Origin of the sequence: Pseudomonas sp. F01002 (assembly GCF_004402115.1) — a bacterium.
Lineage (GTDB): Bacteria > Pseudomonadota > Gammaproteobacteria > Pseudomonadales > Pseudomonadaceae > Aquipseudomonas > Aquipseudomonas frigoris.
Map to the genome: position 1 here is coordinate 16,883 of NZ_SOPU01000024.1, position 15,036 is coordinate 31,918.

Consider the following 15,036-nt stretch of genomic DNA (forward strand, 5'->3'; position numbering starts at 1 on the left):
CTTGTGACCGCCGACAGGTTCCACTTGCCGTTCAACACCTCGGGCTTGAGCCCATACAAACGTGTGGTCAGGTTGAACCGACCCTTCGGCCGTTGACCACGCGCGTGAGTGTTGGAACCTTCCACGTCATCAGCGTCTGCGCGTCTTCGGGCACGGTCTGAAGCGCTGCTTTGATTTCAGGCTCCAGCGCATCCATGTTGAACGGTTTTCCGGGTTCGAGACCGATACGCTTCATCTGCGCCAGGATCGGTTGATCGGTGATGTGCGCAGGGTGCTTTTTGAGCAACTGGACGGCGTAGGCGAAGTAGTCGGCCACCGACATGGTGTCGACCTGGATCTTTGGCGGGGTCTTCAGGTCCACGGTCGGGTCGCCTTTCACGCTGGCAGGCTCAGGGCTTTTGCCCAGGCGGGACAACGGCGTCACTGTGTAGCCGGCCTGAATCTTGTGCACCACCGCGTAGTACGCAGCGCCGTCGGTCTTGGTGCGGCCAATGACCCAGACAAAGGGCGTAGGCGCCGGCAGATGGTTCAGTCCGGCAGGCACCGTCCCGGTCCAGCCCGGCGGTGTCACCAGAAACTGCCCCGCTTGGGTGCCCGTGGTGCGCCAGCCCGGTGAGGCGAATACATCGGTCCACATGTCGAGCATCGGCAGCAAGTAGAAACGCCCGGCCGTATCGGGCGCTGCAATCACCAGCGGTTCTTCGGTCAAATCCAGCCAGGCAATGGAATACAAGGTGTCAAAGTTCGAGCGCACCACCCCTTTGAAATCGGCAGGTGGATACTGCGGCACGCTGACAAAGGTATTCATCGGACCTTTATCGAATTCCTTGCCCGGTTCGATGTTGGTGAATTGCTTGCGGGTGATGTCCATGGTCAACAGCGGGTAAAAATAAAGGTAGGCATCCACGCCGATGGCGTGTGCTTCTTCGGCTGTGACTTTCGATTGAGCGTGGCTCGTGAGCGGAAAGATGGCGCAGGCTGCAACGGTTAGAGCAACGGCTGTCAATGCTTGAGTAATCAACATTCTGACGATCATCCGTGCGGTGGGGAGACCTGCCGGGATCGGCAGCGTTACCGCAACTCTAGACGATCAATTGAAGGGGATCTGACAGGCAGACAGCCGGCTGGCCGGGGTGTTGCGCGGGTGAAACAACATCGAGAGACACCTCAACGATCCGAACGCAGCAGAGCCTCGACACCGCCCTCCATCGACAGCACCGCCGAGCGGTTTCGCCCCGAATGCTTGGCTTGATACAGCGCCGCATCCGCACGTTCGATGAACACTTCCATACTGTCCCGCCCCGTCGGCACAAACGAATAACAACCCAGACTGACCGTCACGTAGCCCGAGGGCGAACCGCTGTGGATGATGTTCTTGTCCATGACACTGCGGCGGATCTGTTCGGCAATCACCATCGCGCCGTGAATGTCCGTGTCGGGTAGCAATACCGCAAATTCCTCACCGCCGTAGCGCACCGCCAAATCGGCTTTTCGATGGCAGCACCCCTTCACCGCCCGCGCCACTTCAGCCAGGCAATGGTCCCCCGCCACGTGGCCGTAAGCGTCGTTGTAGCGTTTGAAGTAATCGATATCGAGCATGATCAGGCTCAGCGAACTCGACTGCCGGGCGCCTCGGCCGAACTCGATGTCCAGCGCTCCCTCGAACAGCCGGCGATTGCCCAGGCCGGTCAGGCTGTCGTGGGTCGCGATCAGCTTCAGCGCTTCCTTTGCCTTGCGCAAATCCGCCTCGACCTGTTCGCCGACACGCACCTGATAAAGGAACACCCAACCAAACAACCCCACGCCTAGCACCACCAGGGCAACGATGACCGTGGAGAGAAACGCCGTGTCGTTCCAATCCTTGAGAATCGAATCCCTGGACGAGGCCGCAGACACGACCAGCGGATAAGTATCGAGCTGACGGTAGCCATACAACCGCACAACACCATCGACCAGCGAGCTGAACATCGCGTTACCGGAAGGCGCGTTGGGCAGCAGTTTCTCGAAGATCTCGCTCTTGGCCAGGGACGTACCAATCTGCGATTCCACAAACGGCCGTCGCGCCAGCAACGTTCCGTCGGTTAGCCCCAAAAACATCGAACCGTTGTCATCAATGCTGAAGCTTTTGAAGAACTGATCGAAGTACGCCATCTTGATACCGGCCAACAAGACGCCCTGGAAATTGCCATTCTTGTCGTTCACCCGTTTGGATATCGGGATGATCCACTCGCCATTTTTTCGACTGCGAATCGCCGGCCCGATGTGCGCCAGGGAGGAGACGTTCTGCTGATGAAACTTGAAGTACTCGCGATCCGCCACACCCGGGCCGCGTGGCAGGTCTTCGAAGGAGCTAACGATCCACTGCCCCTTTTGGTCGAACAGAAATATCCCGTGCAATTGATTCAGCGCCTGCACCCGCCGGGCGAACGTTTTCTGCAAGCGTGCCTTTTGGGGCGCGCCGAAACCGTCAGCCTGAATCCAGTCCGCCAGACTGGTCAGTACCAGATCGGCTTGCATGAAGGTGTCTTCGGCCTGCTGCGCCATGGCCCGCGTCAGGTTTGATGACGCCACTTGCGCCAATGCCAAGTCATGCCGGCGCGACTGCTCCAGTTGCAGGTAAAGCAAACCGCACAGGCTCAGGCACACGACCGCAATAAACAGTACCGCTGCTTTGCGCAGAGGTAGCCGTTTCAACGTGACACCAGTGGCGTTGTGCGGATCGTGAAGAGGGATAGGCAAAAGCTCGTCCTGTAAGGGTAAGGCATGGGTAACACCCCAAAACCCTTATTTTTTGTGAGCTTAGTCTACGGGGGGGGGATGGGGCAAATGTCCTTTGGCTAGTCGCCGCATCGCGCTGTGCAAATGCGCCCGAGCACTTTCGGCATCCCCCAGGCGCATTTGCTCATAGGCCCGCTGGGCAATCTCATGGGGCACCGGCTTGAGTTCGCGCTGGGTCGCCATCGCCATCAACTGCACCTGGGAGGCACGTTCCAGGTAATACAGATCGTCCCAGGCTTCAGCGATGGATGGCCCGGCGACGATCACCCCGTGGTTCTTCAAAAACAGAATGTCGGCATCGCCCATGACGCTGGCAATCCGGTCGCCTTCAGACTCGTCGAGCGCCAGACCGTTGTAGTCCTCGTCCACCGCCGTACGGCCGTAGAATTTCAAGGCCGTCTGCCCCAGCCACAACAGCGGCGGACCTTGCAGCAAGCATAACGCCGTGGCGTGAGGCATATGCGTGTGAAACGCCACTTTCACCCTCGGCAGCTGTTTGTGCAGTCGCGCATGGATGTAGAAAGCAGTCGCTTCCGGCAGCCCCTCGCCTGCCACGACGTTGCCGTGAAAGTCGCAGACCAGCAGGTTGTCAGCGGTGACTTCTTCGAACGCGTACCCATAGGGGTTCACGAAAAACAGATCATCCCGGCCCGGCACCATGGCGGAAAAGTGGTTACAGATGCCCTCCTCCAATCCGTAAAGCGCCGCCAGTTGAAAGCACGCTGCCAATTCCGTGCGAGTGGTAATGACGGCCTGCGAATCGAGATTCAGATCGGCGTAACGCGAGGGACGGGAACTGCCTGCAAGGGTGTGTGCCATGACGACTCCGTGTTACCAGCCAAGGGATGTGAACAAGGGCACGACCTGGTCCAGCGTGCTTAATATCGCATCGGGTTGATAGTCCGGCAGCAACTGCCGACCCGTGCCGCGGTCAATCCAGACGCAGCGAAAGTGCATGTCGCGGGCGGCGGTATGGTCCAGCATCGGACTGGCGCAGATGTGCACCACCTGATCACGACTGACGCCGAGCTGTTCATGAGCGTAGTCAAATAACCGCGGATTCGGCTTATAGGCGCCCGCCTGCTGGGCGGTGATGACCCGGTCGATATGCCCACCGAGTTGCGCGACATTGCCGGCGATGATGTCGTCATCGGTGTTGGACACGATGCACAACTTGAACCCCATCGCCTTGAGCCGCGCGAGCGTCTCGACCACTTCGGGGAACGGCGGCATCCGCGGGATCGCCCCGGCCAGCCGCTGACTGTCTTCGGGCGCGCTCGCCAGCCCCAACTCCTCCAGCGCGAGGTGCAAGCCCTGCGTGCTCAATTGGCGAAACGAGCGACCTCGAATTGCTCAAGACCTTCGTCTGCGTGGTCGAAGAAGGCAGCTTCACCCGCGCCGCCGAACGTGTGCATCGGACCCAATCCACGGTGAGCCAACAGGTTCGTAAACTCGAAGAGTTGGTCGGGCATTCGCTGCTGCTGCGTGATCGGACCGGGCAGAACGTCAGCGTCACCGAGCATGGCGAACTGCTGATTCACTATGCCCGGCGCTTGCTGGCGTTGTCCTCTGAAGCGGTTGAAGCGATGGCCAGTGACCTCGATCTGGAGATTTTGCGCATCGGTGTACCGGAGGATTTTGACGCTCGGCGCCTGGCGGTCATTCTCGCCGGCTTCAACCGGGCCAGACCTGAAGCGCGCCTGGAAACCGTCAGTGGCATGAGCATCGATCTCAAACAGAAACTGAGCACGGGCGCTCTCGACATTGCGCTGGTCAAGCGCGAACCGGACAGCGGGCCGTGCTGGGCAGCCTGGCCGGAAGTGTTGGTGTGGGTCAAAGGTGCAGGCGTGGATTCAGCCAACGGGGTATTGCCACTGGCGCTGTTCCCGCAGGGCTGCATTTATCGTCAACGGGCCATCCGCCTGCTGGATGTGGCTCAACGGCCTTGGCGGGTTGCGTTTGGCAGTCATAGCCTGACGGGCATTCAGGCCGCGGTGGCTTCAGGTCTGGGCGTGTCGGTGCTGCCCGCTTCAGCGGTATTGCCTGAGCACAGTGTGTGCACCGACCTGCCCGAATTGCCACCGACGGAGTTGGCGTTGATCAGCCGCGAGGGCGCGCTGACCGGGTTGCAACGGGCGTTGGTGGAGTTTTTGCGGGACGAGCTGGGCCAGGCATGATCACAAAGAATGGGCGTACCACGAACGCCCATTCCTTCACGAGAATCACCATCAAGGCGTGAGCTTCAGGTGTGCGTTGACTCTCCCGTTCTTTGGGTCGACGAACCAATACTCATTATTGGCGACCTTCACTTGGCTGCATTCGGTTGGGTACTTGTTAGGTATGACGCAAACAACACCGTCTTTGAGAGTCCACCGTTCTTTCTCCGGCGCGTCAGGCGCCATCTCGAACACATCGATACCATCGGCTAAAAACCTGATCGAGTAGGGGTGACTGCCCTGCCGGGTGGTTCCATAAAACTTCTTACCCACTAACGTGCTATGAATTTGCCCATCGTCTAGCGTCATCGCAGATGCCGGAACCGGTGGAGGCTCATAACTATTGCTGGTTGCGCAGCCTGCCAGACAGACCATCAGGATCGACGCGCCGAACTTTAATAAAGTCATGCCACACCGTCCTTGTAAGTACCGGAAGAATGTCCGGATAAATCAAAGCTTAGGCGACGCTTATTTGCAGATCCGACGCAATTGCCGAACGGTTGACGGTCGATAAATCACACACACAAAAATGGGCGCCCCGAGGGCGCCCATTTCAATAAAGCCCGACCAACCCTTAGATCATCTTGTCGATCTCATCCAGCGTCACTCGGGGAATAAGTTCACCCGGAATCCTTGAGGAACTGGACAGGTTGTAGACCTGAAAATCATCATCCACGACGTACTTCGACAAGATCTCGAACGACGGCAGGATTCTCGTATAAAAATGCTGATCGAGCAGGCATGGCGAGGCGAACGTGCCTGCCTCTTCGTAAAAACGGCTCACAGACTGATTCAAGTCGACGCCTACCAAAAACACCTTGGTAAAGCCCACGTGATAGGCAATCTGCAACGCCAGATAAGCCACCGTACGGGCATCAAAAAAACCGCGTTTAAGGTTCTTGCTGAAACCAAGGGTTCTATTGCGGCCGTTTCCGAGCTTGCGACTTCTGACCAGTTCTTTATCGGCCCTGAAAACCAGGTCCGTCCAGGAGAGCTTGGGTGCTCGGCCGAGTAAATACAGTTCGCCCTCAGGCGCTACCGTCGTATGCCAGATGTGCTCTTGCCACAGTGCAACCCGCTGACTGATGCGCATCGCCTCTGAAAACAGTTCGGGTTGCTGTCGGGAAAAGCCTTGATCTGTACAGGCATAAAAGAATGGCTTGGTACCTGTCCCGGAGAACATGGAGATGGCGCCATTCATCGTAATCATCGGAATGTCGGCAAACTTTTCCAGCGGAAAATCTTTAGCGGACGCCCCCGAGGCAATGATAAACACAGCTCCTTTTTGAATGTTGCGGCACTCATCGAGGTCATGCACATCAAGCATACCTGTGAGGAGTGACGGTTTTCTTTGCGCAACATCCATCTTCAATTCCCTATCCCTTTACATCGATGATCGGTGACTATTTTGCATTGTGATAGTTATCAACGGATGAGCCAACCTTTTGGCTTCGCCAACGCCGGAATCTGCGACAGAGCGCAAAGGTTGACGCAGAGCGCTTGCATCGTTGGCGCATCGATGACCTGCCCTTTCCATACGGGTGACAAGTCCCAATTCCTTCATGGCTACTGCTGGTTTTGCCCCGTTGCGACAGCGGAAGTTCCTGCTCGTCGCACATCCAGAACGGGCAGTTCCGAAGGCAGATTCAACCCCCGCAGTACCGCGGAATCGTACCCGTACACATCGGGTTTAAACATCACTCGACCATCGTTACTCAGGTCCACCGTCCAGTAAGCCAACAGCACCGGCACCTTGATGGGCAGTCTGATGTTTTCGGTCTTGCCGTTAGCCAGCTGAGCCTGTATTCCGGCACTGTTCCAACGAACAGGGTCGTTGAACAGCAGCTCAACCAACTGCAGCGGGTTCTCCACTCGTATGCAGCCTGAACTGGTGGCACGGCGTGATTGCGCAAACAACTCGCGATGCGGCGTGTCGTGGAGATAAATCGAATAGTCATTGGGAAACCGAATGACCACCTGCCCCAGCGAATTATCCGGCCCGGCATCCTGTCGCAGCGTGATACCACGCGGGTTATCCCAGTCGACGGTCGACGGATCGAGCACATTGCCCTCTCGATCAAGGGCTCTTATACGGTTAGCAGCAAGGTAGCCGGGATCTCGTTGAATCTTCGGCAGCATGTCTTGGACGAGGATCGTCGGTGGCACGGTCCAGGTGGGGTTGAACGTTACATAAGTAATCTCGGCTTGAAACACAGGCGTACTACGAAACGGCTTGCCGACTTGAACCCGGGAACGCCATATCGCCTTACCGTCGCGATAGAGCGCCACTTTGTAGCCCGCAATATCAACGATGACAAAAGTGCCCTGAAGTTTGTACAGCAACCAACGCGCACGCTCCATGTTCACCCGAACCTGGTCTATCCGTGCCTCTACGGGCACATTCAACGCAGCCAGTGTCGCGGCCCCTGCCACGCCATCCGCCCCGAGGTATTGCTCGGTCTGATACTTTTTCACCGCCGCGGCGACGCTGTCGTCGTAATCAGTGCGTTGCTTCTTTGATGGGGCCAGATAACCACCCACCACCAAACGTGCTCGCAACTGCGCGACCGCGGCGTCATCCATGCCAGGCTTGAGCGATTGGCCTTCGGCAATCTTCGGCCAGCCACCCGCACCCCGAACCTTGCGCAGTTGCGCCAGGCCCACGCGCAGGCTGCGGTAAACCGCCTCTTGTGGTGGCGCTTCGGCGAAAGCGCGCGCCACGTCATGAGCATCGAGCGCGGCGAACAAGTTATTCATGTCTCCACGAGGATCGGCGCCGACGGGGTCGAAATTCCAATGGATGTCCAGACGCGAAGGGTCAACCTTGCCGCGCCGCAATTGCAGCAGCGCCGTGATAAAGGTCCGGGTGGCCGCGATATCGAACGCCGCTCGTTGCGCCACCGTCGGCTCTGCTGCCTGCATCGACGCTCGGGCCTTCGCCAACTCATCGATATGAAAGTCCGCAGGGTCCAACCCATCGGCCTGGGTCTCGCTCAGGCTTTTCAATAACTGAATGACATCGCTGTCGTTCGCCCAGGCCGAGCGATAACTCCGATGCATGTAAAAATCCATGACCACGCGACTCGGGTCCACCCGTTGATGGCCACGGGAAGTGAGCAAGGGTGGAAACGCTGAACTCAATGGCTCAAGTGCCGCCTGAATCGTTTGAGCGACGTAATCGTCAGGTGCTGCGCCAGTTCTGCTGATGACTGCAGATACCGCCTCAATCGGCGAAGTTTCTGCAATCGCTGCGCCGCTGATCAGAAAGCCCATAAAAAAGATGCGGCTTATGACGAATAACCTTGTTAACTGCCCCATGGATAATCCTTAATCGCCCCGTATTCAACGGCTAGCATCCTGCACACTGCTAGACTCGAAACATTAATGTGAGACTTACATATGGCGCCAGACCGCTTTGGTTTCCTATTCACGGCCTTGCTGCTGACGTTAGTTTCGGTACCGGCAGCCTACGCCGATTCGCTTGAAGCCGCGCTGCTCAAAGCAGCACCAGGCGCCAACGCCAAAGTCATCGGGCTGGCCGTACGCGCTACCCAATGCAGCTTGGCTCAAGGTAAAGCACCTGTCCAAAGACTTGCTGTCATCGACTATTCACTGCCTTCGACCGAACAACGGTTGTGGGTGTTCGATCTGAAGAAACGTAAATTACTGTTCCACGAACTGGTCGCCCACGGTCGCAACAGTGGCGAGAACATGGCGGTCAAGTTCTCCAACCAGAATGAAAGCTTTGCCACCAGCCTCGGTTTGTACCGTACCCAGTCGAGCTATGTCGGCCAGAACGGTTATTCCTTGCGCATGGAAGGTCTGGAGCCGGGTTTCAATGACAACGCATTTGAGCGGGCGATCGTTATTCACGGGGCGCCTTATGTCAGTCCGGTTCTTGCCCGAGCGAATGGCCGGATTGGCAGAAGCTTGGGTTGTCCGGCTGTGCGGCCGGCGATTGCGCATAAGTTGATTGATTCGATGAAAGATGGGCAGTTGTTGTTTTCTTATTATCCGGATCAGCGTTGGTTGAAGTCGTCTTCGTATATCAATTGCGGTGGCGGCACTGTAGCCGCAGCATTAACGCCCGATACACGCCAATAAATACGGCATGAAACTGTCAAAACTGTAATCCCCGCCTCAACCTGCTGAAAGGCACCGCCCGTTAGCCTCGTCGTCAATCTCTTCACGCTGACGGACCGGGAAAACGGCATGCACTCCAACACATCAAGACGCACCTTCGTGAAGGGGCTGGCCGCGGGCGGGCTCCTGGGCGGCTTCGGGTTATGGCGCACGCCTGTAATCGGTCGCTCTGTGGTAAAACCACCCCAACGCCCCCCTGAAGGAACAGGCATGTCCATCACCGCCACTCTGACCCCGGAACAGAAAGCGAGCATCCGGATAGCACTGGCTGAGGCGTTCGTAGACAACCCCGTCGACTACGCTTACATCGCCGAGCAAATTCGGCCATACGACTTAAAAGCCGCAAAAGACATCCTTTACACAGAAGTCGCACCGGTCTGTTTCTGGAACCTGGAAGCGACCGTTCCACCCATCTGGACGGGTTTCAAGGATGACTGGCTACTGAGTGAAATCGAAAACACATTGAGCGCACGAGCGTCGAGTCCGGTTCGTCGCACCTTCGCAAAAGTGAAAATCGCTTGGCTGCGCTACAGCTACGGATACGTCTGGAAGGAAATTCGGGAGTATTTATGAGCGTCGGTGTTATCCATTCCCCCGCTGAGTTTCAAGGATGAAAAAACTGATCGCTGTTACCGCGCTGATCTTATTGGGCGTGCTGAATCTTGGTTACTACAACGCCGTTGAAGACGGCGACGTCGAAACAATCCCCTTCATCAAGAAACACCCAACCCTGCAAATCGAGTTCTACAACATCCACGCCAATGACGGCGACACTCGAAAAGTGGAACGCCTGACGCAAGAGCAACGCGCGTGGATTATCGACTACTGCAAATACCGATTGGGAATCGAGACCGATTTGAAAACCCAGGATGATGTTGAGCGGTGCAGCAGAAAGTAAGTACTCTCAGCCCCCACTCCATCATGGAAGCCGGATAACAATGAACAACCTAAAAAGCACAATGATGCTCGGTGGTCTGCTCGCTCTATCGTTTGCCGCTCAGGCAGAACAATCGCATTTGGACAGCGTCATCCAACAAGGCCAACTGCGCGTGTGCACAACAGGCGACTACAAACCCTATACCGTCAAAGCCGAGGACGGCGAGTATTCGGGCATCGACATCGCCATGGCCCGCTCGCTGGCCGACAGCCTCGGCGTCAAGGTCGAGTGGGTGCAGACCACCTGGAAAACCCTGATGCCCGACATGCTGGCGGGTAAATGCGACATCGGCGTCGGCGGCATCTCCGTCACGCTGGAGCGCCAGAAAAAGGCTTTCTTCAGCACCACGCTGGACGTCGACGGCAAAATCCCGCTGGTGCGCTGCGAAGATCAGCCGTTGTACCAGACCGTCGAGCAAATCAACCAGCCTTCGGTTCGTTTGGTCGAACCGGCCGGCGGCACCAACGAAGCCTTTGTTCACGCCTTTCTACCCAAAGCGCAATTGCGCCTTCACGACAACGTGACCATCTTCCAGGAGCTGCTGGACAAGAAGGCTGACGTGATGATCACCGATGCTTCGGAAGCGCTCTATCAGCAGAAACTCAAACCTGGTTTGTGCGCGGTGAACCCGAAGCAATTCATGCAGTATGGCGAAAAGGCTTACTTGCTGCCGCGTGATGACATGACTTGGAAGCTGTACGTCGATCAGTGGCTACACCTAGCCAAGGTGACAGGCAACTACCAAAAAGTTTTGGGCCAATGGATAGCGACACCCGAGCCCAAATAACCGCCCCCTACACAATCCCTGTAGCAACTGGCGAAGCCTGCGTCCGACTGCGTAGCAGTCGCCAACCCAAAGCACACGGCACATCAGGCAAAACGCAAAACGGCGGAAACACTTCCGCCGTTAATCGTCGTGCAACAACCCCGAACTGTACTCGCCGAAGCTGTTGCCGAGCGCACTGCCATGGAAATTCATCTTATTGGGGTTGTTGGTAGGCCCCGGACCAAAACCGGCAGACGGCAGGGTGGCTTCCGAATATTCGCTATGGGTGCTTGCACCCGAACAGGCGCTCAATAGCAATGCACCGGCGATCAACACGACTTTGAAGAGGTTCGAGATCATTTTTCAGTTTCCTGTGGGTTGGAAGCGCGGTGACCTTAGGTAGTCATCCTATGCCGAGAGACCACCAGGAATTATGAAACTTTGCTGATCGACAGCGTTGGTTCAGGTACTGATTGCTTGACGCACTAAAGGGTGTTCCCCAGGCAAATTGTTAAAAGAGCAACGTCCTACACGACTCTGGGAATTGTCCGTACACTTGTCCATTGCTGCGCTTTTGTCACGAGGCCTATAGTCCAACCAACGCCAAAATGGCGTGTCGGGTTTGGCGACTCGATGGCAATTGAACTGAATCCTTCGACTATTTTCGAAGCGTTTCGGAACGTACTTAGCTGCCTGTTTTATGGTGGCTGTGCGCGGGAGACCTTAGGGTCTGCCGGTTTCTCCATTGCCCGGTTCGCCAACCCGCGTACGGCTACCACCCATTCGTTTGGCGACGATTGAGTAGTAGTTCTTCTCAAATTAATGGAGCTTCACATGAGAATTTATGGCTTTAACCAGCAACGCCGACGACCTTCCCTCGCTTTATGTAAATACCACCCAACCGCTGCACTCACTGCTTAGCACCGCACGCTACCGAATTGGCGCGGTAACACAGATCCTGGAAAACCTCGCGATGCGCGGCGACATCACTACGGATTCGGTGATACTCAGCGACTTCGCAATGCTTTGCTGCATTCCGTTGCGCGATGGTTGCGATGTGCTGGATGTCGTTGCGCGACGTATGGATGCTGAACCGTCCTGACGTCACAAAGGGGCGTTCACCCGGACGCCCCTCCGCTCATGGGCACTCCGAGACCAACACAGAACAATCGCAGAAAAGCTCGCCTGAGCCCTGTAACCCCAATCCTGATAAACTCCCCTCCTCCCAGCCTCACCCATCTCAGAACCGCCAATGCCTCCAATCACCGCCACACCCGCCCTGCTCTCCCGCCGTTTCTCCGTCGCCCCGATGATGGATTGGACCGATCAACCGATACGAGCCATAAAATAAAAGCCGACAAGGCCATTAAAAACCTCCGTACCAATTTCTCACCAGCGTTATTCGCATGCCTTTAAATTTCGCCTCCCCCTTCATCCTCAGTAGCAAATTTTAAGCAACCGTTTTCGGCTCCAATCCCTAACACTGTCGCGAGCTCGCCCTTGAGCGCTGCCATCATGGAGCTCTCGAACTGGGTTGAGCAATGTGGCGCGGCGGAAGTCGCCGAGATCGTTCGCGGCGTCCTTATCGCAATTGACCGCAATGAGGATTCATCAGAATAACGCTGGCGGTGATGATGACTCCCGAGTAACCGCAATCGACTGTGGATCTTAGACCGTCCCTTTAAAACAGGCGATCAACTCACAATGCAGCCAACCGATATCAGTCATTCGAATTTGACTACGAAATCCGTGGCGACATGCTTTGTCTTTGCGGCTGAATGCTATGCTCGCCCCTTTACCTAGGCTCAGGGAGAATTGATTTGAACGCAGCAGGATTCATGCACAAATATTATGACTGGGCTGCCTTTGAGATTTTCATCAAAGAACTCTACGAAGGGGACGGCAATGTATTAGTAGAAAGGGATGTAACCGAGATAGATCGTTATGGGGCCAGACGACAAACGGACGTTAAAATCACACATCGAGCGCGCTTCAATAATTTCATTACGTTGGTTGAATGTAAACGCTGGAAAGACCCAATAAGCAGAGATCGAGTCGATGTTTTGGCTGCTAGTATTGAAGCACTTGGTGCAAACAAAGGTGCCATTTTCACTACGACGGGCTTTGAGGCGGGCGCAATCGCTTATGCAAAGGGCAAAGGTATAGATCTTTTTTTAGTACGCGACCTAACCGCTGCAGAATGGGGATTACCGGGGAGGGAAATTTGTCTGCATCTGCATATAAACGCAGCTATTTTCATGAATATCAAGTTCGATGCAATGGCAATTCCGCTTATAAAAAACCCACCTACGTCTCTAGAAATCCATGTAGCTTTAAACAAGGAAATGGCTCTAGACCCTGACCTCGATTTATTTTCAATTAATACAGGGCAGCGTGGACCTAATCTAGTCAGTATTCTTGCGGATGCGCACGAAGCCATTCTTCACCGCCTAGGAAACTCTGTTGGTTTGTTGGAGAATGGTGAAGACATCACCCTTGAAATAATAGCCCCATGTGAGATAGACCTATCTCAGACCGAATTCCGCCAACTACGTCTCGCTTCTGCGGCAGTGGAAGTTAACAAAATTGGGTTTGCTCTACGGTGTCACATCAATCAGTCAACGATAAAAATTGATCGAGGGATAGACTTAGACTTTGCACTTATGATCGAAAGCCATGTAACTGATCAACGAATGGTAGCCCATCGCAAAATTAACTCTGCAGAAATTGCATTTGAAGTAACAAATACCACAACCTGCCCCAGTGACACTGATGACGACATTCTTCAAAACGGATCATTGGCGAGAGTACAGTGTTCCCCATATGTCGGCATAGACACGAAGGCAACAAAAACAGGATTGGCCGAAGACATTCTGAAGATAGTAGTAGAGACTGAAGGGGCAAAGCCGCAACTATCTTTATTTGTAGTAAAAAAACAAACCCATTAACACCTAACTCTGAGTCGTCATTTAATTTTCGGGGAGAAATATGTATGTCAGATAATTCTAGCGACAACCAGCAGAGCGGTGTATTCGCTAACGCTTTATTTGATGTGGAACATGCTTTAAGTATGTTTGCCTTAAGTTATTGTACGATTCCGGCTGCAGGCATTTACGATAAGGACGCCCTTAAGCCGTTGTCGGATGTTATTGCCACCTGCCACATATATATCATTGGGTACACTCCAATTATAAACTTCGCAAAGGCAGAACAGGACGGTGAAAAACTTACTCTAACGTTTAATATACTAAAAAATGATCACACAATAACTTACAACATACCAGGACTGAAGCTAATAGAAAATGAAGACATGCCTTATCTAGAGGATGCTAATGGGGATAGGTATTGGCCGTCAGTGGAGGAAATACAGATCCGGCTAAGCAATGAATCGAAGGCCGTTACGTTCAACGTAAAATATATTGGTCAAGCATATGGGAAAGATGGCTCTAGAAATGCTATGGATAGGCTTCTGAAACATGAGACCCTACAAAAAATAGCATTAAAAGGAGTACCTGATGGATACAAACTTACATTGCTAATGCTCGCAATTCAGCCAAACAACCAGCTATTCACTGTGATGAACCCGTTCGCTAAAAATGGTGACAGTGGCGAAGACCGGATAAAACAGGGGCTTGACAAGCTATATAACACCACCGAGGCCGAAAGGGTCTCATTGTACGAAGCGGCGTTAATAAAATACTTCTACCCAGAGTTCAACAAAGAGTTCAAAGATAGCTTTCCGTCGACAAATTTAAAAATCCTTCAAGATTGTTATAGCAAAGATTTTGGTGCGGTCGTAGCTGAAATTTGTATAGACGAACTACCTTTTGTACTATTCTCTGATAAAGTTAAGCCTAAGCTTTATCATGTAGCCAAACACAACTTGCATAAAGATGAAGATAGAAGAATGTTTTTTGGTATTTGATATTCACAGCACTTCGTAGAAATTGATTATCAGGGGAATGCTTTTGATATGCAGTTGCGGGGAAGGGATTCGAATCCCTTACCACATTCCTTCTGACCGCTCCAGACCAATAAAACCGCCACTTTTTGGGGGCTGCATTTGGCGTACTGAAAAATGGGGACGGACTTATTTATTCGTAGCGATCCAATCGATTTTTCCCAACAAACAAAAGGGGAAGGATCTATTTTCCTCATAGAAAACAAATCCGTCTCCTTAAACTTCTGAACCTTCA

General features: G+C 54.2%; 14 protein-coding genes and 4 pseudogenes. 10 read left to right on the forward strand and 8 right to left on the reverse strand.

Annotation, left to right across the window (positions count from 1 at the left end):
• Nucleotides 1-88 precede the first annotated feature (88 nt).
• The 4 genes and pseudogenes from E3W21_RS20975 to E3W21_RS20990 all read right to left on the reverse strand — a co-directional run.
• Nucleotides 89-1,024: pseudogene (locus tag E3W21_RS20975) on the reverse strand (DUF1254 domain-containing protein); the annotation flags it as partial.
• 143 nt (nucleotides 1,025-1,167) lie between these two features.
• Nucleotides 1,168-2,739 (reverse strand): GGDEF domain-containing protein, encoded by a 1,572-nt coding sequence (locus tag E3W21_RS20980; RefSeq protein ID WP_134421722.1) that lies wholly within the window; start codon nucleotides 2,737-2,739, stop codon nucleotides 1,168-1,170.
• Between the two features lie 60 nt (nucleotides 2,740-2,799).
• Complete coding sequence (locus tag E3W21_RS20985) at nucleotides 2,800-3,597, reverse strand: aldolase (RefSeq protein WP_134421723.1); 798 nt, start codon at nucleotides 3,595-3,597, stop codon at nucleotides 2,800-2,802.
• 12 nt (nucleotides 3,598-3,609) lie between these two features.
• A pseudogene (locus tag E3W21_RS20990) lies at nucleotides 3,610-4,119 on the reverse strand (HAD-IA family hydrolase); the annotation flags it as partial.
• An 8-nt stretch (nucleotides 4,120-4,127) separates the two neighbouring features.
• Between E3W21_RS20990 and E3W21_RS20995 the strand changes: the two are divergent.
• Nucleotides 4,128-4,955, forward strand: coding sequence for a LysR family transcriptional regulator (locus E3W21_RS20995; RefSeq protein WP_256661608.1), 828 nt, complete (start codon nucleotides 4,128-4,130; stop codon nucleotides 4,953-4,955).
• Between the two features lie 51 nt (nucleotides 4,956-5,006).
• Here the strand turns inward: E3W21_RS20995 and E3W21_RS21000 are convergent, their stop codons facing one another.
• The 3 genes from E3W21_RS21000 to E3W21_RS21010 form a co-directional block, all read right to left on the reverse strand.
• The gene (locus tag E3W21_RS21000; protein ID WP_134421725.1) at nucleotides 5,007-5,402 is read right to left on the reverse strand and encodes a hypothetical protein; all 396 of its coding nucleotides are present in this window, start codon (nucleotides 5,400-5,402) and stop codon (nucleotides 5,007-5,009) included.
• A gap of 166 nt (nucleotides 5,403-5,568) precedes the next feature.
• Nucleotides 5,569-6,360 carry a lipopolysaccharide biosynthesis protein gene (locus E3W21_RS21005; RefSeq protein ID WP_256657575.1) on the reverse strand — a complete coding sequence of 264 codons (792 nt, stop codon included), beginning with the start codon at nucleotides 6,358-6,360 and terminating at the stop codon, nucleotides 5,569-5,571.
• Between the two features lie 200 nt (nucleotides 6,361-6,560).
• On the reverse strand, nucleotides 6,561-8,312 hold the full coding sequence (locus E3W21_RS21010; protein ID WP_129442965.1) for a murein L,D-transpeptidase: 1,752 nt from the start codon (nucleotides 8,310-8,312) through the stop codon (nucleotides 6,561-6,563).
• An 81-nt stretch (nucleotides 8,313-8,393) separates the two neighbouring features.
• On the opposite strand from E3W21_RS21010, the gene E3W21_RS21015 reads away from it, so the two are divergent.
• The 5 genes and pseudogenes from E3W21_RS21015 to E3W21_RS21035 all read left to right on the forward strand — a co-directional run bounded on the left by E3W21_RS21015 (nucleotide 8,394) and on the right by E3W21_RS21035 (nucleotide 10,861).
• Nucleotides 8,394-9,098, forward strand: coding sequence for a murein L,D-transpeptidase catalytic domain family protein (locus tag E3W21_RS21015; RefSeq protein WP_129442963.1), 705 nt, complete (start codon nucleotides 8,394-8,396; stop codon nucleotides 9,096-9,098).
• A gap of 108 nt (nucleotides 9,099-9,206) precedes the next feature.
• Nucleotides 9,207-9,293, forward strand: a pseudogene (locus E3W21_RS21020) (twin-arginine translocation signal domain-containing protein); the annotation flags it as partial.
• A 54-nt stretch (nucleotides 9,294-9,347) separates the two neighbouring features.
• Nucleotides 9,348-9,710, forward strand: a complete 363-nt coding sequence (locus E3W21_RS21025) for a hypothetical protein (RefSeq protein WP_129442961.1) — start codon at nucleotides 9,348-9,350, stop codon at nucleotides 9,708-9,710.
• Nucleotides 9,711-9,747: 37 nt separating this feature from the next.
• A complete protein-coding gene (locus E3W21_RS21030) occupies nucleotides 9,748-10,035 on the forward strand; it encodes a hypothetical protein (RefSeq protein ID WP_134421726.1) in 288 nt (95 codons plus the stop codon).
• 40 nt (nucleotides 10,036-10,075) lie between these two features.
• Entirely contained in the window at nucleotides 10,076-10,861 is a 786-nt protein-coding gene (locus E3W21_RS21035; RefSeq protein ID WP_134421727.1) for a transporter substrate-binding domain-containing protein, read from the forward strand.
• Between the two features lie 120 nt (nucleotides 10,862-10,981).
• On the opposite strand, the gene E3W21_RS21040 is transcribed toward E3W21_RS21035, so the two are convergent.
• Nucleotides 10,982-11,200 (reverse strand): hypothetical protein, encoded by a 219-nt coding sequence (locus tag E3W21_RS21040; RefSeq protein WP_134421728.1) that lies wholly within the window; start codon nucleotides 11,198-11,200, stop codon nucleotides 10,982-10,984.
• Nucleotides 11,201-11,684: 484 nt separating this feature from the next.
• On the opposite strand from E3W21_RS21040, the gene E3W21_RS21045 reads away from it, so the two are divergent.
• The 4 genes and pseudogenes from E3W21_RS21045 to E3W21_RS21055 all read left to right on the forward strand — a co-directional run bounded on the left by E3W21_RS21045 (nucleotide 11,685) and on the right by E3W21_RS21055 (nucleotide 14,765).
• Nucleotides 11,685-11,942 carry a short-chain dehydrogenase gene (locus E3W21_RS21045; protein ID WP_134421729.1) on the forward strand — a complete coding sequence of 86 codons (258 nt, stop codon included), beginning with the start codon at nucleotides 11,685-11,687 and terminating at the stop codon, nucleotides 11,940-11,942.
• Nucleotides 11,943-12,092: 150 nt separating this feature from the next.
• Nucleotides 12,093-12,179 (forward strand): annotated as a pseudogene (locus tag E3W21_RS32405) (hypothetical protein); the annotation flags it as partial.
• 481 nt (nucleotides 12,180-12,660) lie between these two features.
• A complete protein-coding gene (locus E3W21_RS21050) occupies nucleotides 12,661-13,788 on the forward strand; it encodes a restriction endonuclease (protein WP_166793853.1) in 1,128 nt (375 codons plus the stop codon).
• Between the two features lie 44 nt (nucleotides 13,789-13,832).
• Nucleotides 13,833-14,765, forward strand: coding sequence for a hypothetical protein (locus E3W21_RS21055; protein ID WP_134421731.1), 933 nt, complete (start codon nucleotides 13,833-13,835; stop codon nucleotides 14,763-14,765).
• Nucleotides 14,766-15,036: the final 271 nt, after the last annotated feature.

What these genes read in the sequence shown, in the direction of transcription:
- E3W21_RS21035 (WP_134421727.1), top strand. Translation starts at nt 10,076, where the DNA reads ATGAACAACCTAAAAAGCACAATGATGCTCGGTGGTCTGCTCGCTCTA.
- E3W21_RS21010 (WP_129442965.1), bottom strand. Translation starts at nt 8,312, where the DNA reads ATGGGGCAGTTAACAAGGTTATTCGTCATAAGCCGCATCTTTTTTATG.
- E3W21_RS21030 (WP_134421726.1), top strand. Translation starts at nt 9,748, where the DNA reads ATGAAAAAACTGATCGCTGTTACCGCGCTGATCTTATTGGGCGTGCTG.
- E3W21_RS21025 (WP_129442961.1), top strand. Translation starts at nt 9,348, where the DNA reads ATGTCCATCACCGCCACTCTGACCCCGGAACAGAAAGCGAGCATCCGG.
- E3W21_RS21015 (WP_129442963.1), top strand. Translation starts at nt 8,394, where the DNA reads ATGGCGCCAGACCGCTTTGGTTTCCTATTCACGGCCTTGCTGCTGACG.
- E3W21_RS20985 (WP_134421723.1), bottom strand. Translation starts at nt 3,597, where the DNA reads ATGGCACACACCCTTGCAGGCAGTTCCCGTCCCTCGCGTTACGCCGAT.
- E3W21_RS21055 (WP_134421731.1), top strand. Translation starts at nt 13,833, where the DNA reads ATGTCAGATAATTCTAGCGACAACCAGCAGAGCGGTGTATTCGCTAAC.
- E3W21_RS21005 (WP_256657575.1), bottom strand. Translation starts at nt 6,360, where the DNA reads ATGGATGTTGCGCAAAGAAAACCGTCACTCCTCACAGGTATGCTTGAT.
- E3W21_RS21040 (WP_134421728.1), bottom strand. Translation starts at nt 11,200, where the DNA reads ATGATCTCGAACCTCTTCAAAGTCGTGTTGATCGCCGGTGCATTGCTA.
- E3W21_RS21045 (WP_134421729.1), top strand. Translation starts at nt 11,685, where the DNA reads ATGGCTTTAACCAGCAACGCCGACGACCTTCCCTCGCTTTATGTAAAT.
- E3W21_RS21000 (WP_134421725.1), bottom strand. Translation starts at nt 5,402, where the DNA reads ATGACTTTATTAAAGTTCGGCGCGTCGATCCTGATGGTCTGTCTGGCA.